Raw genomic sequence first — 20,762 nt, 5'->3', positions numbered from 1 at the left:
ACTTCGGTGTTCTCTTTTTTAAAAAGTTAACTAACTAAGGAGGATTTCAAATGACAAAGCCCATGTACAAAAGAGTATTACTTAAATTAAGTGGAGAAGCATTATCTGGAGATAAAGGATTCGGTATAAATAACGAAGTTGTAAATGACATAGCAAAAGCTATAAAGCAAATACAAGAAATTGGTGTTGAAGTAGCTGTAGTTGTCGGAGGAGGAAACTTCTGGAGAGGAAGAACATCTGAAGGAATGGATAGAACTACTGCTGATTATATAGGTATGCTAGCTACAGTTATGAATGCTATGGCACTACAAGATGCTCTTGAAAATATAGGGGTATTAACAAGAGTTCAAACTGCTATAGAAATGAGACAAATAGCAGAACCTTATATAAGAAGAAAGGCAGTTAGACATTTAGAAAAGTCTAGGGTTGTTATATTTGGAGCAGGAACAGGAAATCCTTACTTCTCGACTGACACAGCAGCAGCTCTTCGTGCTGCGGAAATGGAGTCTGAAGTTATATTACTAGCTAAAAATGTAGATGCAGTATATGATAAAGATCCAAAAGTACATGCTGATGCTAAGAAATTTACAGAACTTAGTTATATAGATGTATTACAAAAAGAATTAAAAGTTATGGACTCAACTGCTACATCTTTATGTATGGATAACAATATACCAATAAAGGTATTTGAACTTTCAACAGAGAATATAATAAAAGCAGTTATGGGTGAAAATATAGGTACTACTGTAAAATAATAGATTATTAAGGAGGAATAAAAATGAGTGCACAAGTAAAGAAACAATTAGATGAAAAAATGAATAAAACAATAGAAGCTCTTAAAAAAGAATTTACAACTATAAGAGCAGGTAGAGCTAATGCTCAAATGTTAGATAAAGTAAGAGTTGATTATTACGGAACACCTACTCCTGTAAATCAAGTAGGTGCTATATCAGTTCCAGAACCAAGAACTTTAATGATAAACCCTTGGGATAAAACAGCTATGGCTGAGATAGAAAAAGCTATAAGAAATTCTGACTTAGGACTAAATCCAACAAATGATGGTCAAGTTATAAGAATATCAGTACCAGCTTTAACAGAAGAAAGAAGAAAAGAGTTAGCTAAACAAGCTGGTAAAGTTGCTGAAGAGTTTAAAGTTAGATTAAGAAATGAAAGAAGAGATGCTAATGATAAACTTAAGAAAATGGAAAAAGAAGGCGAAATAACTGAAGATGATTTAAAGAAATCTCAAGATGAAGTTCAAAAAATAACTGATAAATTTATAAAAGAAGTAGATAGTTTACTAAAAGCTAAAGAACAAGATATAATGGCGGTATAGTATTGAAAAAATATTATAATTTATTAGGACTTCATACAGATGAGGTAGCAAACTTCTTTGAAAAAGAAAATAAGAACTATACAATAAAGACAATAAAGGGATATAAAGATACAGAGAAATTAATAATACCTAGAGTAATTAAGATTTCTGAAGTTGAAAATTGTGTAGAGATAATACAAACATACTTTGCTGACTCCTTAAAATAGGAGTCAGAAAATTTTATTGGGAGGTAGTTTATGAATAAAAAGAATAAATATGACATAAACTTAATTAATGTACCTACTCATATAGCGATAATCATGGACGGAAATGGTAGATGGGCAAAAGAGAGACTACTTCCAAGAACAGTTGGGCATAAGGCTGGTGTTGAGGCTATAAGAGCAGTAACAAAAGAGTGCTCTGCATTAAGAGTAAAACACTTAACTTTATATGCTTTTTCAACAGAAAATTGGAAAAGACCAAAATTAGAAGTAGATGCTTTAATGAATTTACTATATACATATTTAAAGAAAGAATTAAAAGAATTACATGAAAATAATGTAAAAATAACAACTATAGGAGACATAGATGTATTACCAAGTAAATCTATGGAAGCTATAAAAGATGCAATTGATATAACTAAAGATAATACTGGACTAAACTTAAATATAGCTTTAAATTATGGAAGCAGAAATGATATAAAAAATGCAGTTATAGATATAGTAAAAAAATGTAAAAGTGGTAAAATAGATATAGAAGATATAAATGAAGACACTATATCAAAATATTTAAGTACAAAGTCGATACCAGACCCAGATTTAATTATTAGAACTAGTGGAGAACAAAGAATAAGTAACTTCTTATTATGGGAAATTGCATATTCAGAGTTTTATTTCACTGATGTATATTGGCCTGATTTTAACTCAAATGAATTGAGAAAAGCTATATATACATATCAAAATAGAGATAGAAGGTTTGGTGGACTTAAGTAAGGAGATTATTTTATGGTTGTAAGAATCATTGCTGCGTTAGCCTTAATTCCATTATTACTTTTCGTAATATATGGAGGATTGCCTTTATACATAGCAGAAGCTATTATAGGAATTATTGCATTAGATGAGTTTTATAAGGCATTTAAAAGTAAAAGTATACAACCTATCAGTATTTTAGGATATGTATTTGCCATATACTTATCTATGAGACATGTTTTAAATTTAAATAGTGAATATACATATATACTTGTGTTTACGTTATTCTTAATAGGAATAATTTATATGTTAACTAATAAGAAAAATATTTTAGATTTTTCTATAACATTTATAGGTATGTTTTATATACCGATATTTTTAGATTTTATAGTTTTAACCATTAACAATTTTGACTTAGGAAATATTTATGTATGGCTAATATTCATAGTATCTTTTATGACAGATACATTTGCATATTTTAGTGGATATTTGTTTGGAAGACATAAATTAATACCTAGTATAAGTCCTAAGAAAACAATAGAAGGCAGCATCGGAGGAATTTTAGGTTCTACAATTTGTTGTGTAGCATTTGGGTATGTATTCAATTTAGGAATTGCTCATATGATTTTAGTTGGAAGTATTGGAAGTGTTGTTGCACAACTTGGAGATTTATTTGCATCAGCCATAAAAAGATACGTTGGAATTAAAGATTATGGAAAATTAATACCAGGACATGGTGGTATATTAGATAGATTTGATAGTGTTATACTAGTAGCACCATTTGTTTATTATGCAATATATATATTTATTTAGCTTCAGGGATATCTGAAGCTTTAATTGTATAATATATAGATTTTTGGAAAGGAATTAATAGTAATGAAAAAAATATCAATATTGGGATCAACAGGTTCTATAGGGACACAAACATTAGATGTAGTAAGAAAAAATAGAGATAAATTTGAAGTTGTAGCAATATCTGCAAATAGTAGTATAAACTTATTACTAGAGCAAATAAAAGAGTTTAAACCTAAATATGTTGCGGTATATAATGAAAATAGCGCTAAACAATTAAAGGAAATTATACCAAGAGATATAAAAATAGAAGTATTAAGCGGTATGGATGGATTAATCACTATATCTTCATTAGATGAAATAGATGTACTTTTAACTGCTATAGTAGGAATGATAGGTTTAGTTCCAACTTTAGAAGCTATAAAGAAGGGAAAAACTATTGCACTTGCTAATAAAGAAACTTTAGTTACAGCTGGACAACTGGTAATGGAAGAAGCTAGAAAAAGAAATGTAGATATATTACCTGTTGATAGTGAACACAGTGCTATATTCCAATGTTTAAATGGTGAAAATAAAAAAGAAATTGATAGTATAATATTAACAGCATCAGGAGGTCCGTTTAGAGGAAAAACAAAAGAAGAATTATTAAGTGTAACTAAAAATGAAGCTTTAAAACACCCAAATTGGAGTATGGGAAGAAAGATAAGTATAGATTCTTCTACACTTATGAATAAAGGATTAGAAGTTATAGAGGCTAAGTGGCTATTTGATGTAGATGCAGAAAAAATTGATGTAGTAGTTCACCCACAAAGTATAATACATTCTATGGTACAGTTTGTGGACAGTTCTATAATAGCTCAAATGGGATGTCCGGATATGAAGTTACCTATTCAGTATGCTTTAACATACCCTAATAGATTACTTAATGATTTTGAAAGATTGGATTTTTCAAAGCTAAATGGTTTAACTTTTGAAAAGCCAGATTTACAAACTTTCCCATGTTTACAATTAGCATATGAAAGTTTAAAATTAGGAGGAACATACTCAGCAGTTTTAAATGCAGCTAATGAAGTTTTAGTTAATGAATTTTTAGAAGATAAAATAAAGTTTTATGACATACCATATTATATAGAAAAAACTTTAGAAGCACATGATAGTATAAAAAAACCTACACTAGAAGAAATATTACACATAGATAAATGGAGTAGAGATTTTGTAAAAAAATGTATTAAATAGGGTGGTGAATAAATGAATATATTAACTATTTTAGTAGCTATTTTAGCTTTTGGAATAATAGTGTTTATTCATGAATTAGGACACTTTTTATTTGCAAAAAAGGCAGGTGTCAGAATCCATGAATTTGCTATAGGAATGGGACCTAAGATATATGGGTTTCAAAAAGGAGAAACTACATATAGTATAAGACTTTTACCTCTTGGAGGATATGTTGCTATGGAGGGGGAAGATAGCGACTCTAATGATCCAAGGGCATTTGGAAATAAAAGTATATTACAAAGGGCAAGTATTTTATTTGCAGGTCCATTTTTTAATATAATACTTACGGTTATAATACTAATACCGGTTTTTATGTATATTGGGACTCCAAGTACAAAATTAAAATCTGTTATAGATAATAGTGTAGCTCAAAGGGCTGGAATTCAAGCTGGAGATACAATAACCGAGATAAATGGTAAGGATGTTAAATCTTGGAATGAATTAAGTAAAGAAATTCAAGATTCTAATGGTAAAAAGTTAAATATAACTTTAGAAAGAGATGGAAAAGAAAAGAATGTAAATCTTACTCCAGAATCAAAAGACGGTAAGTATTTAATTGGAATATATCCTAAAAATGAAAAAAATATCTTAGGATCATTTACAACTGCTATAAAGACAACTATAAGCATGATAGTTGGAATGATAACATTCTTAGGTCAGTTAATAACAGGAAACTTACCAGGTGGAATAGATCAATCGCTAGCAGGACCTATAGGCGTTATAAGTATAGTAGCTGATGCGACTAAGACAGGTATAATTAATGTATTATACTTAGCGGCAGTAATTAGTTTAAACTTAGGTGTTTTAAATTTACTTCCTATACCTGCTTTAGATGGAGGAAGATTATTTTTCTTATTTATAGAATTTTTAAGAGGTGGAAAGAAAATTGATCCTAACAAAGAGGGTATGATAAATGTTATAGGATTTGCAGTATTAATGGTATTTATGCTATTTGTGACATATAAAGATATTGTAAGACTTATGGCAAGTTAGTTTTACTTTGACAGAAAGTGAAGGTGATATAATGAGTTACAAAAGAAGATTAAGTAAAGAGGTAAGTGTAGGTAGTTTAAAAATAGGAGGTAACAATCCTATATCTATACAATCTATGACTAATACAGATACAAGAGATGCAAAAGCTACTATAGATCAAATAAAAAGACTTGAAGAAGTCGGATGTGATGTAGTTAGAGTTGCTGTACCTGATATGGAAGCAGCGAAAAATATAGGAGAGATAAAGAAAAATGTTAATATACCTATAATAGCGGATATACATTTTGATTATAGATTAGCACTAGAAGCAATAGATCAAGGTGTCGATGGAGTAAGAATCAATCCAGGAAATATTGGTAGTATAGATAGAGTAAAAATGGTAGTTAATAAATGTAGAGAGAAAAACTTAAAAATTAGAATAGGTGTAAATGGGGGATCTTTAGAAAAAGAATTATTAGAAAAATATGGTTCGGCTACAGCTGAAGCATTGGTAGAAAGTGCTATGGGTCATGTTAAAATTCTTGAAGACTTAGACTTTCACAATATAGTAATATCTTTAAAATCTTCAGATATATATAAGACTTTAGATGCCTATGAACTTATAGCTAAAAAGGTTGATTATCCTCTTCATATAGGAATTACAGAATCAGGAAGTTTAAAAAAGGGAACAATAAAATCTTCTATAGGAGTAGGAGCTCTTTTATTAAAAGGAATAGGGGATACTATAAGAATTTCTTTAACAGGAGATCCTACAGAAGAGGTAATAGTGGGTAAAGAAATATTAAGAAGTCTAGATTTACTAAATGATAAAATTAAAGTTATATCATGTCCTACTTGTGGAAGATGTAATATAGACCTTATAAGTGTAGTAAATGAAGTAGAAGAAAAAATTAACAAAGTAGATAAAGATATAACTGTAGCAATAATGGGATGTGCAGTTAATGGTCCTGGAGAAGCGAAAGAGGCAGATATAGGGATAGCTGGTGGTAAAGGAGAAGGTCTATTATTTAAAAAAGGAGAAATAATAAGAAAAATAAATGGAGATAAGCTAGTTGATGAATTATTAGCTGAAATTGAAAATTATAAAAAATAGGTTTGAAAACTGTTGAACTAATATTTTGAATATTAGTTTAGCAGTTTTATTTTTTTTACAATGGGTATTTTTTAATATTAGGTAAAAAGAATAGTATTTAACAAAAATGGAAAAGTTAATACTATTTAATTTAAATATCAACTTATATTAAGGGGTGTTAAATGATGGATAATAATAAACCAACTATAATACAAAGTTCATTAGGATCTGTTTTCTCGGTATTTAGCGAGTCTGAATTAAAAGAATTAACAGATGATAATTCTAGAAAAATAGCTATAGCTGGAAAGGTAAATAATCCAGGAATAATTGAAATACCAGAAAAAGCTACTTTGAGAGAAATAATAGATTTAGCAGGAGGCATTATAAAAAAAAGAGAATTTAAAGCTGCTCAATTAGGAATACCATTTGGAGGATTTTTAACAGAAGATAGCTTAGACAAAGAGTTAGACTTTAGTTTATTTGGTAAAGATAGTGGAAGATCTATAATAATACTTTCTCAAGAAGATTGTATAGTTCAATATGCTAAGTTTTATATAGATTTCTTAATTGGCAAAATGAAGGAAGATAAATATAAAAAATACGAAAAGGTAAAAGATGAAATTATACAAATGTGGAAGATATTAGATAGGATAAGTAAAGGAAGATCTAATATGAGAGATGTTTTTATTTTAAGAGAATTAGCAATTACTGTAAAAACAACTCTTAATCAAAATCATAATATAATGCAAGAAATAATAGATAAATTTTATGAAGAGATAGAAGAGCATATAGAAGATGAAAAATGTTATACAGCACAATGTAATAATCTTGTTAAATTAACTATAACAGGTAAATGTATAGGATGTGGTGCGTGTAAAAGAGTTTGTCCTGTAGATTGTATATCAGGAGAAAGAAAAGAACAACATTACATAGATTATAATAGATGTACTCATTGTGGGCAATGTATAGCAAGTTGTCCAGTTGATGCTATAACTGCAGGTGATAATACTTTAAAATTCTTAAGAGACTTAGCTACTCCAAATAAAGTAGTTATAACTCAAATGGCTCCAGCTATAAGAGTTGCTATAGGTGAAGCGTTTGGGTTTGAACCAGGAGAAAATGTTGAGAAAAAAATAGCAGCAGCACTTAGAAAACTAGGTGTAGATTATGTATTTGATACTACATGGGCAGCTGATTTAACAATAATGGAAGAAGCAGCAGAACTTCAAGAAAGATTAGAAAAACATTTAAATGGAGATAAGGATGTAAAACTTCCAATACTTACATCTTGCTGTCCTGCATGGGTAAAATTTATCGAGCAAAATTATGGAGATATGTTAGATGTTCCATCAAGTGCTAAATCACCAATGCAGATGTTTGCAACAGTTGCAAAAGATTTATGGGGACGAGAAAAAGGACTTACTAGAGATCAAATAACATCTGTTGCTATAATGCCTTGTATAGCTAAAAAGTATGAAGCATCAAGAAAAGAATTTTCAAGAGGGCTAAACTATGATGTAGATTATGTTATAACAACAAGGGAACTTATAAAAATACTTGAAGATTCAGGTATAAATTTAAAAGAAATTGAAGATCAAGAGATAGATCAAGTTTTAGGAGAGTATACAGGAGCAGGTATTATATTTGGGAGAACTGGTGGTGTTATAGAAGCTGCAACTAGAACTGCAATAGAAAATATGACTGGTGAAAAAATCGAAAATGTTGAATTTGAAGCTTTGAGAGGTTGGGACTCATTTAGATCTTGTGACTTAGAAGTATCAGGTATGAAACTTAGAATAGGTGTTGCCTATGGATTAAAAGAAGCTGGAAAAATGCTTGATAAAATAAGAGCCGGAGAAGAATTTTATCATGCAATAGAAATTATGGCATGCTTAGGTGGATGTGTAGGTGGCGGTGGACAGCCAAAGGCAAGAAAAAGAGCTGAGACTGTAGAAAAAAGAGCAGAAGGACTAAATAACATAGATAGATCGTTAACACTTAGAGTTTCTAAAGAAAATCCAGCTGTTCAAGCTATATATGATAAATACTTAGGACATCCATTAAGCCATAGAGCTCATGAACTTTTACATACTAGATATTTTGTAAAAGTGAAAAAGTAAATAAAATTAGCTGAATAAAAAAATAGATTTTAGAAAAACTAAACTTGTAAGGTATTAAGATAGTAATACAGTTTAATTCTAAATCAGGATTAAATATATATACAAGTTTAGTTTATTTTAAAAATATAATAATGCTAAGTGTATTTGTATATACTTAGCATTTAATTTAATATTTAAACTGATTATAGAATTAATACTAGTGAAATTACTAAATATCTCAAATATATGAATTCATAATTATTTATAAGAACTATAAAGCTTTAAGTATTTTTTACATACGGAAAAAATAGTTCTTAATTATTAACTGGAGGTATAATATGAAATTTTCAAAATTAGTATCACTAGGATTAATAGGTTTGCTTACATTTGGAACAGTAGGGTGTACAACTAAAACAGAAGAAAAAAAAGCAACTGAAAAAGCAAAAACAGAAACTACTACTGAAGCTAGAGATAATATGACTTTAGAAAGTTATAAAACAGAGTTTGGGAAACTATACGACACTAATATAGCAAGGTTAGAAAATTACAGTAAATATAAAGATATAGCAGTAGAAGAACCAACAAAGGATTACCCAGGAAATGAAGCGTATTTAAATGAACTAAAGAAATCATATAAAGATAGCGAAGTAAAATTACAAGAATTTGTAAATTCTTTAAAAAAGGTTAAAACAGATGATCAAAAGTTAAAAGAAATGAATGACAAACTTATAAAAGAAGGAGATAAAGTTATAGGTGAGTTAAAAACTAGAAGTAAAAAGCTAGAAGAAGTACCAAATGATTTAATGAGTAAGTCGGAGGTAGAGTTTAGAAGAGGTTTAAATGACTTAGTAAAAGTTGACAATACTGCAAAAAGTGACTTTGAAAAAATGATAAATGATGTAAATGAATTTTTAGGTATGAAGCCTTCAAATACAAAAAAATAAAAAAATAAAGTGCATGTATTTAATTGAATACATGCACTTTATTTTTTTATGAAATATTTTAATTATATTTAAATTTAACTCAAATATTTTATAACATAAAATCTAAAGTATTTACTTTGATATCCGTATAAATTATTAGTAAAAAAATATTAACGGTAGAGAAAAAATGGAATTATAATTATTAAATTAAATTACAATATAAAAACTGAAAAACTTAAGCTTTATATATGTAGTATAAATTATTGAAAATATAAAATTGAAATTGTAAATTAAGCTAAAAGGAATCATAAAAATGTAAATATTAAACTGTATGTTACCTATTTAGTCCCTATGAAGTTTAAAGTAAAGTTAAATTAAAATTAAAGAGACATATTGTAATTAAAGTAAGAAACGACAACTTAGGAGGAAGGTTATGAAAAATTTAAAAATAGGTAGGAAGTTAAGTATTGCTTTTATTGTATTATTGATGATTACTACATTTGCTAATTTTTATACAATATCAAAATTAAGACAAGCAGAAGATTTAAGTAGTATTTTATTTAATAGACCGTATAAGCAAACAAATGATTCCATGGAAATCAGAAGAGACTTAGTATCTATAGGAAGAGAAATAAGTAATGCCATTTTAAGAGAAAATCCAGGTAAATATAAAGCTGGAATAGAATCAGATTTTAACTCTATCTATGAAAAAGTAGAGAAAATAAGTAAAAGTTTTGGAGGAGATAAAAACTTAGTTGATTCTATTAAATCGACTACACAAAACTTACAAAACCAATATAATAATGTATTTGCAGTTTTAGAGTCTGGTGATTATAAAAAAGCTAAAGAAATAACTGATGATAACACTGAATATAGAAATGCTTATGAACAAAGTGTTGAAGCGGCTGTAACTTTTAATAAGGAAGCTGATAAAAGAGGAAATTTATTTAATGATGAAATACAAGATGCATCTTCAAGAGCAATATTTGCATCTACGGCAATTAGTATGGTATCTATAGGAATTGGAGCTGTAATTTGTATATTTATGACAAAGAGCTTAAAAAAACCAATTGAAGATATTGAAAAAGCTGCTAATAAAATGGCTGAAGGTGATTTTGATATTGATATAGATTATGAATCTAAAGACGAATTAGGATCATTATCTAATAGTATGAAACAAATGAGCAATACGACTAAAGATGTTATAAATGATACTGTACGTGTCTTAGGAGAAGTTGCATTAGGAAACTTTAATGTTGAGCCTGAAGCTAAATATATAGGAGTATTTAAAGATATTGAAAAATCAGTAGTTAGAATAACTAATGATTTAAGCGAGACTATGTCTCAAATAAATTTAGCTGCAGAAGAAGTCGGAGCGGCCTCAGATCAAGTAGCTGGTGGATCTCAGATGTTATCTCAAGGAGCTACTGAACAAGCTAGTGCTATACAAGAATTATCAGCAACTTTAACAGAGATATCTGAAAAAATTCAAGATACTGCGCAAAATGCAAAAAAAGCTAACTCTTTAACATTAAGTTCAGGACGTGATGTAAAAGAAGGAAATGAACAAATGAAACAAATGGTTAAGGCTATGGAAGAAATTTCATTCACATCAAGTGAGATAGGAAGAATAATAAAAACAATTGATGATATAGCCTTCCAAACAAATATACTAGCACTAAATGCTGCTGTAGAAGCAGCAAGGGCTGGAGAAGCAGGTAAGGGATTTGCAGTAGTTGCTGATGAAGTTAGAAATCTTGCTGCTAAATCAGCAGAAGCAGCAAAAAATACTGCAACACTTATTGAAAACTCTATTGAGGCTGTTGGAAAAGGAACTGAAATAGTAGATAATACAGCTCAATCGCTTCAAAAAATAATAAACACAACTAATAAAACAATTTCAGTTGTTGATGAGATAGCAAAAGCATCTGATGAAGAAGCAAATGCTATCAATCAAGTTACATTAGGAGTTGAACAAATTTCAGAAGTGGTTCAAACTAACTCAGCAACATCAGAAGAAAGTGCAGCTGCTAGTGAAGAACTTAGTGGTCAAGCACAGATGTTAAAATCACTTATTGAAAACTTCAAACTAAAAAATATAAATGATTCTCGCAAAAGTATAGATTTTAATAATGATAAAGTTAATTTTGTAGGAAATGAACTTGATTAATACTTATGTATTATTTTAAAAATGGAAGCTTTTGTGCTTCCATTTTTAAAAACTTGTTTAAAAATACAAAAGTTAAAATATATTATATATTAATAAAAAAAGGAGAAACGATATGAGCGGAATGGATTCTTTAAATGAATTTTATGTTCAAGAAAATATGCAATTATTAGAACAGTTAGAAGAAATCCTACTTGTAGGTCAATCAGGTACAGGGGAACTTGGAAAAGAGGAAATTGAAGAAATTTTCCGTGCAATGCATACGATCAAAGGATCATCAGCTATGATGGGCTATGATAGTTTAACTAAGCTTACACATAGTATAGAAGATGTTTTTGATGAGATACGTAATGGACTTGAAGTTTCTAGCAGTAAATGGGAAGAGATAGTAGATGTCGTTTTAGTAAGTATTGACTTTTTAAAAGAAGAAATATTAAATGTTCAAGATGGGTTACTACCAGAAGCTAGTATAGATGAATTACATGATAGAGTTTCTAAATTATTAAAAGATTTAAAGGAAGAGGCTAATGGGGCTAGTGAAGAAGTAGCACTAGACTTAGAAGTTACATCAGAATCGGTAGAGACTGAGAATGTTCTAGCTGAAGGTGAAAATTGTTTTTATATAAGAGTTTTATTTGAAGAAGGATGTGCAATGGAGAGTATTAGATCACTTGGAGTAATTGCAACTATCCAAAGTTTATGTAGCTTTATTAAGACTATACCAGATGATTTAGATTCAGACTGTGATGATGTTATTATAAAAGATGGATTTAAACTATATATAAAAACAACACAAGAAAAAGAAGCCATCGAACAGTGTGTTTGTGAAACTATGTTCCTAAAAGATTTAGAAGTTAAAGAAGTAACTGATGAAAATGAACTTAGGGATATATTTAAAATAGTAAATATAAATAGTTCAGAAGAAACTAAAGTTGAAGAAGCTAAAACTGAAGAAATTAAAGCCGATAATATAGAAGTAAAAGAAACTAAAGTTGAAGAAGCTAAAGAACAAGAAATAGAAACTAAAGAAATTCAACCAAAGATAGTTGAAGCTAAAAAAGAAAATATAAGCGTAGATAAAACTAAAAAAACTAAGGAAAAACCGGCTAAATCTGAAGAAACTCAACAACATTCACATAATAAAAATAGTTATTTAACTGTAAATATAAATAAGATTGATACACTTATGAATTTAGTTGGAGAGATTGTTACAACTGAATCTATGGTAGAAAAACAATCTCAGATGGAGAATTTTGATCGAGATAATTTTGAAAAACAAGCAAGAAGATTGCATCAGTTAACAAATGAATTACAAGATGTGGTTATGTCTATTCGTATGGTACCTATATCTTCTACATTTACAAAAATGCAAAGAGTTGTTAGAGATATGAGTAGAAAAACTGGAAAGTCTGTAGATTTAAAATTAATTGGAGAACAGACTGAAGTAGATAAAAATATATTAGAAAATATCTCAGATCCTTTAATGCATATGATTAGAAATAGTATGGATCATGGTGTAGAAACTCCAGAAGAACGTAAATTAACATCTAAACCAGAAAAAGCTACTATAGTATTAGAAGCTAAAAATACTGGAGGAGATGTAGTAATAGTTATAAAAGATGATGGTAGAGGGTTAAATAAAGAAGCCATTGCAAAAAAAGCAATTGAAAAAGGAATTACAAATAAAAGTCTAGAGGATATAAGTGATAAAGAAGCATACAACTTTATACTAGCACCAGGATTCTCAACTAAAGAAGCTGTAAGTGAGTATTCTGGAAGAGGTGTTGGAATGGATGTTGTTTATACAAACATCCGTAAGTTAAGAGGATCTATAACAATAGATAGTGAGCATGGAAAAGGTACTATGATAGTTCTTCGTATTCCATTGACATTAGCGATAGTAGATGGAATGAAAGTAAAAATAGGTGATGAAATATTTATTATACCATCGCTTAATATAAAAGAAGTATTTAGACAAGGTGCATATGAAATTGTTAAAAATCCAAATGGAGAAGAACATAGTATAATAAGAGGAAATTGTTACGAGATTCGTAGATTATCAAAGATACTAGGTTTAGATAATAAAAAAACAGATGAAGGTATAATGATTTTAGTAGAATCTGAGATGGGGAATGTTTGTATAATAGTAGATAGCATTATTGGTCAACAACAAGTTGTTATAAAACCTGTACCTACATTACTTACTCAATTTGAGAAAGTTCATTCTTATATATCAGGTTGCTCTATTTTAGAGGATGGATCTATTAGTTTAATATTTGATGTAAACGCCATTATAAATTTATAAATGGAGTTAGTATAAATAAACACTGTAGACGAAGTTACCTAAAATTAAAAATAAACATTAAAACTGTTAATTAAAGCAGATAAGATATTATAAAGGAGAGCCGGTCTATGGAAAGTAATAAAAAAATAAAAGTACTGGTGGTTGATGATTCCAGTATGTTTAGACGTATTATAAAAAATTATCTCCAAGAAAATCCTGACCTAGAAGTTGTTGATACTGCTAAAGATCCATATGAAGCAAGAGATAAAATTTTACAACTTAGACCAGATGTACTAACCCTAGATATAGAAATGCCAGGTATGAATGGGATTGATTTTTTAAAAATTTTAATGGATCAATGTCCAATTCCAACCATTGTTATTAGTGGGGCTGATGGGAGATGTTTTGAAGCAATAAGTGCAGGTGCTGTTGGATTTGTAGAAAAGCCAACTGCAAATACTATGAAAGATTTTTCTATTGATTTAGCATCGAAAATTAGAGAAGCATCAGTTGCTAAATTAGAAAAAAGTATTACCAAAACAAATACTTCTAAAATAATAAATAAAGGTAATATACTTAACAATATAGGTATAAGAAAAAACAATAGTAAAGAAATAATAGCTATAGGCGCATCTATGGGAGGCGTAGAAGCTGTTGGAAAGTTATTAAAACAGTTACCACTAGGATTACCAGGAATTGTTGTTACTCAGCACATGCCACCTGTATTTACCCAAAGATATGCAGAACGATTAAATAAAGAATGCTTAATAAATGTATCAGAGGGTAAAGATGGAGAGGAAGTATTAAGTGGACACGCTTATATTGCTCCTGGTGGTTTTCAAATGGGTATTATAAAAAAGAATAATAAGTATGTATTAGAAATTATCGAAGGAGAGAAAGTAAGTGGACACTGTCCATCAGTGGACTACTTGTTTCAATCGGTAGCAAAAGTTGCAAAAGATAATTCAATAGGAGTAATTTTAACAGGAATGGGATCTGATGGAGCTAAAGGATTGCTTGATATAAAAGAATCTGGAGGCTATACAATAGGACAAAATAGACAGTCATGTGTTGTTTATGGAATGCCTATGGCTGCAAAAAATATTGGAGCCGTTGCTAAAGAAACTTCTTTAGAAATGATTCCAAATTCAATATTAAATCAATTAAAAAGAAGACAATCAACTGTAAAATCTAATGATTAGATAGAAAGTAGGTATATATGAAATTTGAGTGTGATAAATTGAATGTATTTCGTGAGATTAGTAATATAGGTTCAGGTAATGCGTCATCTTCATTAGCTATAATGCTTAATGAATTAGTTGACATAGGAATACCTAAAAGTGATATGATTAAATTCTCTGATATAACTAATAGTTATAGCTCTCCAGAAGAGTTAGTTGTAGGAACTGTTTTACAACTTTCTGGAGATATGGAAGGCTTTATCATGGTTATAATGAAAGTTGATTCAGCCTTTAATCTATTATCAAGAATATCAGGAAAAGAAATTACATGTGATAAAAATGACTATAATGCAGTATGTGAAGAATTAAGTTCAATAGGAGAAATATGCAATATACTTTGTGGAACTTATTTAACTGCAATATCAGATATGACTAACTTAAGTATAACTCCATCAATTCCGTATTTTAGCGTAGATATGGTTATGGCTATTATGAATTTACCTATGTCTTTATATGGACCAGTTTCAGATTCTATTTTATGCATTGAGACTGAATTTTTCACTGCAGATAGATCAATAGATGGAAAGTACTACTTTATACCTAAAGTAGAGTCATGTAATAAGCTATTATCTTCATTAGGTTTTGCTGATTAGGAGAATAGCTGATGGAAAAAATAACAGTAGGTATAGCAGATTTTAACATTGTAAAAGCTCCTGACAGAATATCTACAATTGGACTTGGATCTTGTTGTGGAGTAGTAATTTACGATGAAGTAAATAAAATTGCAGGACTAGTTCATATTTTACTTGCTGAATCAAAATATGATAAAAAACTTGTTAATAAAGCTAAATATGCGGATACTGGTATTACCTTGCTATATGAAGAAATGAAAAAAGCTGGTGCAAATACTAGATTTATGAGAGCTAAAATAGCTGGAGGGGCGCATATGTTTAGCTTTAAAAATACAACAAATAGTATATTTACTATTGGAGAAAAAAATGTGAAGGCATGTAAAGAAACATTAGCCAAATTAAGGGTAATGATTGTTTCAGAAGATGTATTAGGATCTTGTGGAAGAACTATTGTTTTTGATACAAATACGAATAAATTATTAATTAAAAGTGTTGGGAAAAGTGAAAAATTTATTTAAAAGGAGGGTACATTGTTTTGGAAGCTAATGAGGAAATAATAGAGAATAAAATTGATGACTTGTATATGGTATTTATAATAAATAACCAAAAATATGCATTATCATCAAAATATATTATTGAAATTATCGAAATGTTACCTATAACGAAAGTTCCATTTTTACCAAACTATATGAAAGGTATTATAAACTTAAGAAGTACAATAATACCGGTTATGGATGCTAGAATGAGATTTGACATGGAACCAATAGCGTACAATGAGAGAACCTGTATAATAATTATTGAAAATGATTCAAATAAGATTGGATTGATAGTCGATGCAGTAAATGAAGTTATAAATATTTCACCTACTCAGAGCATGAATATGAATTCAAACAATGATGAGTCTAAAGAAAATTTCATAAAAGGTGTTAGTGAAATAAATGATGAAGTACAGTTAATACTTGATTGTGATTCATTAATGAAAATTGTAGAGGATATAAAGAATGAAATTAACGAATAAAGACTTTGTACGATTAAAAACTTTTATGTATAATAATTATGGGATAAATCTTGAAAATAAAAGAACACTTATTGAGACAAGATTGGTATTGATGGTAAAGCGTTTAGGGTTTGAAGATTTTAAAAGTTACATAGATAGTTTAATGTTAGATAAGACAGGAGATCAAGCTGCTATTTTAGTTGAAAAGTTAACAACTAATTTTACTTATTTTATGAGAGAAGAACAACATTTTGAATTTTTAAGAAATGAAGTACTTCTACCGCATTTTAAAAAGCCTAGAGTAGGTGGATTAAAAATTTGGTCGGCAGCTTCATCTACTGGAGAAGAACCATACTGTATTGCCATGTTAGCATCATCTGTATTTGGAAGAAATACTAAGTTGAAAGTATCTATATCTGCATCAGATATTTCAAATAATGTTTTAAAGCAAGCAAAATCAGGTGTTTATTCGCAAGATAAAATAGATAAACTCCCACAAGCTTGGGTTAAAAATTTTTTCCAACAAATTGATAACCGAAACTACGCGATTTGTGATAGTATAAAAAGCCTAGTAGATTTTAAATATTTTAATTTAAATAATAGTATAGGTTGGGAAAGAAATAAATATGATGTGATTTTTTGTAGAAATGTTATGATTTATTTTGATAACCCAACAAAACAAAATTTATCAAAAAAATTATATGATGCACTTAAACCAGGTGGGTACTTAATAATTGGTATGTCTGAAAATCTATCAAACTTAAAAACAGATTTTGAGCGCGTAAAACCATCAGTATATAGAAAAATGATATAAGTTATATAAATGGAGGAAAATTTATGAAAAGAGTATTAATAGTTGATGATGCAGCATTCATGCGTATGTCTATACGTAAAATGCTTGAAGAGAATGGATTTGAAATAGTTGGAGAAGCAGAAAATGGGTTAATGGCAATTGAAAAATATCAAGAGCTACAGCCAGAAGTAGTTACAATGGATATAACTATGCCAGAGATGGATGGACTAGAGGCCCTAAGACAAATTAAAAAAATAGATCCAGCTGCATCGATTGTAATGGTATCTGCTTTAGGTCAAGAAGCTAGAATGAAGGAAGCTATAATATATGGAGCAAAAGGATTTATAGTAAAGCCTTTTAAAGAAGAAATTATAGTTTCAGCTTTAGCTAAATTATAAAATACTAATATTAATAAACATTGTAAAAGGAATTTATATTCCTTTTACAATGAAAAATAATAAATATTTAATAATAAAATAAAGTGAAAATAAAATATGATAAGTGTAGTATTAATTAGGTATAATAAATTGGATTATTCATTAGTCACTGACTTATAACCTATTTTTAATAGGTTATAAGTCAGTGACTAATGAATAATTAAAAGCTATTCAGCTAGTTTATATAATAAGCTAAATGGGAAATAGTCTTCAAATGAAGCCGAAAATTTATATAGGAGATATAAAAAGAAATTATGAAACAAAAAGTAACTGTATATGACTTTAAAAAACCACAAAGATATTCTACTGGAAATATGAGATTTTTATCTGTAATAGCAGAGGAGTTTTGTAAGAGTATAAACTTATTTGTTACTTATGAATTAAAAAGACCAAATATAGTATGTAAATTAGATAGAATAGAACAAACAAATTATGAAGAGTTTATGAATATGATATCAAATGACTCTGTGATTGTAGAACATGCTATACAACCATTAGTAAAAGGATTAATATACCAACTAGATAAAAGTGTAGCTCTGACTTTTATAGACCTAATTCTTGGAGGAGATGGAGAATTTGGAGATACTAAAAGGGAACTTACTGCAGTAGATAGAGAACTTATATCATATGTAGGAAGTAAATTTTTAACAAAGATGTACATATTTGAAGGATGTGAATATAGAGAAGTTTCTCATATCTATACAAATGTTGGATCAAGTAAAAAATACCCAATAAGTGAATCCGTAGTAATTTCTCACATGAAGATGATGGATGGAGATAAAGAAGTTGGAAGAATGAGCTTTTGTAATCCATATAGCTGTATGGAACCAGTTCTTGAGCAACTAGAGCCAAAGAGACTTTTTAAGAGTAAATCAATAGAGTATGATTTTGAATTTACAAATGCAATATATAATAAGATTTGTGGAACTAGCACAGACATGGTAGCTATATTAGGGAGAACTAAAGTAAGTGTAGAAGAACTACTAGATTTAAAAGTTGGAGATGTTATAACTTTAGATACAAAAGTAGATGGAGATATGGATTTACATGTAGGTGGGTCAAGTGCATTTAAATGTAAACTTGGACTTATAAAAAATAAAAAAGGTGTTATGATAACAGATTGTGTAAAGAAAGAAGGATAAAAATATGAGTGAAAAATTTGATAGAGTATTAGACATAGAACTTAAGGTAAGTGCAATTTTAGGAAGAACTCAAATAGCTTTAAAAGATATATTTGAGTTATCAAAGGGATCATTAATAGAGTTAGATACATTTGAAGACCAAGAAGTAGAGATAACTGTAAATGGAAGAATGATAGGATATGGACAAGTTGTAATCGTAGATGATAGTTTTGGAGTAAGAATTACACGTATACTAGGTGAAGAAGAGTTAGCTAAGACTTTAGCATAAAATTAATTATTAAAATTAAAACTCCATTATGATAATTGTAAATTTCAACAATTATCATAATGGAGTTTTTTAGTGAAAATTAATTGCTTTTTTGTGTGTTATTATCGATTTGAGAATTAGCATCATTTATATTATTAACGTCGTTATTATGATTAGCATTATTATCTTTATTTTCTAAATCAGAACTTTGTTCTGAATTAGTAGCATTTTCATTATCATTGATTTCATTGTTATTGCTTTCGTTATTAGTATTTTCACTTTGAGAATTGCTATTATCTGTACTTTCTTCTTTCTTAGGTTCATTATTAAATAGACCTGTAAACCAATTCCAAACTTTTGTAAAGAAACCTTCTACTTCTTCGTTTGAAGGTAAGTTTATTGCGTTTTTGTCAGTTGCATCTATTTTTGCATTATCTCCAAGTAATTTATCATTTGTATTTTCCAATATACCTAAGTCCTTATTATCTCCACCAAATAAGTTAGAGACCCAATTACCTATACCATCAAACCAACCTTTTACAGTATCTAATATACCTGAATTATTTACATTTTCACCTAGTTCTTTTAAGTGGTCATTAACAGTATTAGAAACACTTTCTAATGCGTCTTTCATCTCTTTGTAATTATAATCTTGTTTAGATATCTTCAACATTAAATTTTCTATTTGTTTTTGTTGCTCTGGTGATAAAGTTACATTATAGTTATTAGTTATATTATTTATTGTATCTGCTATTTGAACTGTATCACTAGTATTATTTTTTATAACTTGAGTTTTTATATCGTTAATTATACCTGTTGCTTTATCTTTACCAACATCTTGACCTAAATCTCCAGTTACAACTAGCTCTTCTGTTGCAATTTCTTTTTTCTTCTCATCTAGAGGTTTTCCAGTTGCATCTTCATAAGCCTTCATAACTCCGGTAAGAGCTCCTGTACCACTTACTGGGAAATTAGCAGCTATTACACAGTTAGCATCTGTTATACCTAAACTTGCAAGAGTACTTGCTATCATAGATGAAGTAACCCATGTTATATTAGCTGTCTTTACATTTATACCGCTTCCAGACTTTGTAGGCTCAACATAAGCACAAGAATATGTCTTTGTACCAATTTGAGACTCAGGGGCTATTCCTTCTAAGTACTTTCTTTCTTCTTGATTATTAACATCTAAAATTACAGCATCATTTTTATTAACACCAAAGTATTTTAGCATAGTTTGTTTTTGTTCCGGAGTTAAGTTTGCTCCCAAAGTTACAACCTTTGAAGAATCTGCAAATACTAAGCTTATACTTCCTAGAACCATAGTACTACATATAACAATTGAAATTATTTTCTTTTTTATACTCATAATCAATCTCCTTTAAAATAATTTAAACAGGTACCTATTATAATAAAACATTTTTTAGATTCTGACGATTACAAAA

The 20,762-nt window shown here is 28.9% G+C and carries 21 protein-coding genes; 20 read left to right on the top strand and 1 reads right to left on the bottom strand.

The genetic code is table 11. From position 1 onward, the window contains the following. Positions 1 to 50 precede the first annotated feature (50 nt). From pyrH to ATCC9714_RS11625, 20 genes are all read left to right on the top strand, one after another. Positions 51 to 755, top strand: coding sequence for a UMP kinase (pyrH, locus tag ATCC9714_RS11720; protein ID WP_021128138.1), 705 nt, complete (start codon positions 51 to 53; stop codon positions 753 to 755). A 23-nt stretch (positions 756 to 778) separates the two neighbouring features. Next, the gene (frr, locus tag ATCC9714_RS11715; protein WP_054631495.1) at positions 779 to 1,336 is read left to right on the top strand and encodes a ribosome recycling factor; all 558 of its coding nucleotides are present in this window, start codon (positions 779 to 781) and stop codon (positions 1,334 to 1,336) included. A 2-nt stretch (positions 1,337 to 1,338) separates the two neighbouring features. Next, positions 1,339 to 1,542: a hypothetical protein gene (locus ATCC9714_RS11710; RefSeq protein ID WP_021124639.1), complete on the top strand. Its 204-nt coding sequence runs from the start codon at positions 1,339 to 1,341 to the stop codon at positions 1,540 to 1,542. Between the two features lie 30 nt (positions 1,543 to 1,572). Further along, positions 1,573 to 2,307, top strand: a complete 735-nt coding sequence (locus tag ATCC9714_RS11705) for an isoprenyl transferase (RefSeq protein WP_057545660.1) — start codon at positions 1,573 to 1,575, stop codon at positions 2,305 to 2,307. A gap of 12 nt (positions 2,308 to 2,319) precedes the next feature. Then, positions 2,320 to 3,096, top strand: a complete 777-nt coding sequence (locus ATCC9714_RS11700; protein ID WP_021124636.1) for a phosphatidate cytidylyltransferase — start codon at positions 2,320 to 2,322, stop codon at positions 3,094 to 3,096. 63 nt (positions 3,097 to 3,159) lie between these two features. Continuing rightward, complete coding sequence (locus ATCC9714_RS11695; protein WP_054631496.1) at positions 3,160 to 4,311, top strand: 1-deoxy-D-xylulose-5-phosphate reductoisomerase; 1,152 nt, start codon at positions 3,160 to 3,162, stop codon at positions 4,309 to 4,311. 12 nt (positions 4,312 to 4,323) lie between these two features. Beyond that, the gene (gene rseP / locus ATCC9714_RS11690; protein WP_054631497.1) at positions 4,324 to 5,343 is read left to right on the top strand and encodes an RIP metalloprotease RseP; all 1,020 of its coding nucleotides are present in this window, start codon (positions 4,324 to 4,326) and stop codon (positions 5,341 to 5,343) included. 31 nt (positions 5,344 to 5,374) lie between these two features. Then, positions 5,375 to 6,436, top strand: coding sequence for a flavodoxin-dependent (E)-4-hydroxy-3-methylbut-2-enyl-diphosphate synthase (ispG, locus tag ATCC9714_RS11685; RefSeq protein WP_057545661.1), 1,062 nt, complete (start codon positions 5,375 to 5,377; stop codon positions 6,434 to 6,436). Positions 6,437 to 6,597: 161 nt separating this feature from the next. Beyond that, entirely contained in the window at positions 6,598 to 8,535 is a 1,938-nt protein-coding gene (locus tag ATCC9714_RS11680) for a [FeFe] hydrogenase, group A (protein ID WP_330374656.1), read from the top strand. 317 nt (positions 8,536 to 8,852) lie between these two features. After that, positions 8,853 to 9,458 (top strand): hypothetical protein, encoded by a 606-nt coding sequence (locus ATCC9714_RS11675; protein WP_054631499.1) that lies wholly within the window; start codon positions 8,853 to 8,855, stop codon positions 9,456 to 9,458. A gap of 412 nt (positions 9,459 to 9,870) precedes the next feature. Further along, positions 9,871 to 11,607 carry a methyl-accepting chemotaxis protein gene (locus ATCC9714_RS11670; protein WP_054631647.1) on the top strand — a complete coding sequence of 579 codons (1,737 nt, stop codon included), beginning with the start codon at positions 9,871 to 9,873 and terminating at the stop codon, positions 11,605 to 11,607. A 112-nt stretch (positions 11,608 to 11,719) separates the two neighbouring features. Continuing rightward, the gene (locus ATCC9714_RS11665; protein ID WP_057545663.1) at positions 11,720 to 13,909 is read left to right on the top strand and encodes a chemotaxis protein CheA; all 2,190 of its coding nucleotides are present in this window, start codon (positions 11,720 to 11,722) and stop codon (positions 13,907 to 13,909) included. A 107-nt stretch (positions 13,910 to 14,016) separates the two neighbouring features. Beyond that, a complete protein-coding gene (locus ATCC9714_RS11660) occupies positions 14,017 to 15,090 on the top strand; it encodes a protein-glutamate methylesterase/protein-glutamine glutaminase (protein ID WP_021128127.1) in 1,074 nt (357 codons plus the stop codon). Between the two features lie 17 nt (positions 15,091 to 15,107). Then, the gene (locus ATCC9714_RS11655; RefSeq protein WP_021128126.1) at positions 15,108 to 15,722 is read left to right on the top strand and encodes a chemotaxis protein CheC; all 615 of its coding nucleotides are present in this window, start codon (positions 15,108 to 15,110) and stop codon (positions 15,720 to 15,722) included. Positions 15,723 to 15,733: 11 nt separating this feature from the next. After that, the gene (locus ATCC9714_RS11650) at positions 15,734 to 16,219 is read left to right on the top strand and encodes a chemotaxis protein CheD (RefSeq protein ID WP_021128125.1); all 486 of its coding nucleotides are present in this window, start codon (positions 15,734 to 15,736) and stop codon (positions 16,217 to 16,219) included. Between the two features lie 17 nt (positions 16,220 to 16,236). After that, complete coding sequence (locus ATCC9714_RS11645; protein WP_021128124.1) at positions 16,237 to 16,719, top strand: chemotaxis protein CheW; 483 nt, start codon at positions 16,237 to 16,239, stop codon at positions 16,717 to 16,719. After that, the gene (locus tag ATCC9714_RS11640; protein ID WP_054631643.1) at positions 16,703 to 17,512 is read left to right on the top strand and encodes a CheR family methyltransferase; all 810 of its coding nucleotides are present in this window, start codon (positions 16,703 to 16,705) and stop codon (positions 17,510 to 17,512) included. The genes ATCC9714_RS11645 and ATCC9714_RS11640 overlap by 17 nt, the downstream gene beginning before the upstream one ends. Positions 17,513 to 17,535: 23 nt before the next feature. Beyond that, positions 17,536 to 17,889 (top strand): response regulator, encoded by a 354-nt coding sequence (locus ATCC9714_RS11635; protein WP_021128122.1) that lies wholly within the window; start codon positions 17,536 to 17,538, stop codon positions 17,887 to 17,889. Between the two features lie 293 nt (positions 17,890 to 18,182). After that, entirely contained in the window at positions 18,183 to 19,070 is an 888-nt protein-coding gene (locus tag ATCC9714_RS11630; RefSeq protein WP_054631642.1) for a flagellar motor switch protein FliM, read from the top strand. 4 nt (positions 19,071 to 19,074) lie between these two features. After that, the gene (locus ATCC9714_RS11625; protein ID WP_021128120.1) at positions 19,075 to 19,338 is read left to right on the top strand and encodes a FliM/FliN family flagellar motor switch protein; all 264 of its coding nucleotides are present in this window, start codon (positions 19,075 to 19,077) and stop codon (positions 19,336 to 19,338) included. 79 nt (positions 19,339 to 19,417) lie between these two features. Here the strand turns inward: ATCC9714_RS11625 and ATCC9714_RS11620 are convergent, their stop codons facing one another. Continuing rightward, the gene (locus tag ATCC9714_RS11620; RefSeq protein WP_054631641.1) at positions 19,418 to 20,686 is read right to left on the bottom strand and encodes a DUF1002 domain-containing protein; all 1,269 of its coding nucleotides are present in this window, start codon (positions 20,684 to 20,686) and stop codon (positions 19,418 to 19,420) included. Positions 20,687 to 20,762 lie beyond the last annotated feature (76 nt).

The sequence above is a fragment of the Paraclostridium sordellii genome (assembly GCF_000953675.1).
Taxonomy (GTDB): Bacteria; Bacillota; Clostridia; order Peptostreptococcales; family Peptostreptococcaceae; genus Paraclostridium; species Paraclostridium sordellii.
Note: the sequence above shows the minus strand (reverse complement) of the source record. Positions and strands in the feature narration are given on the sequence as shown.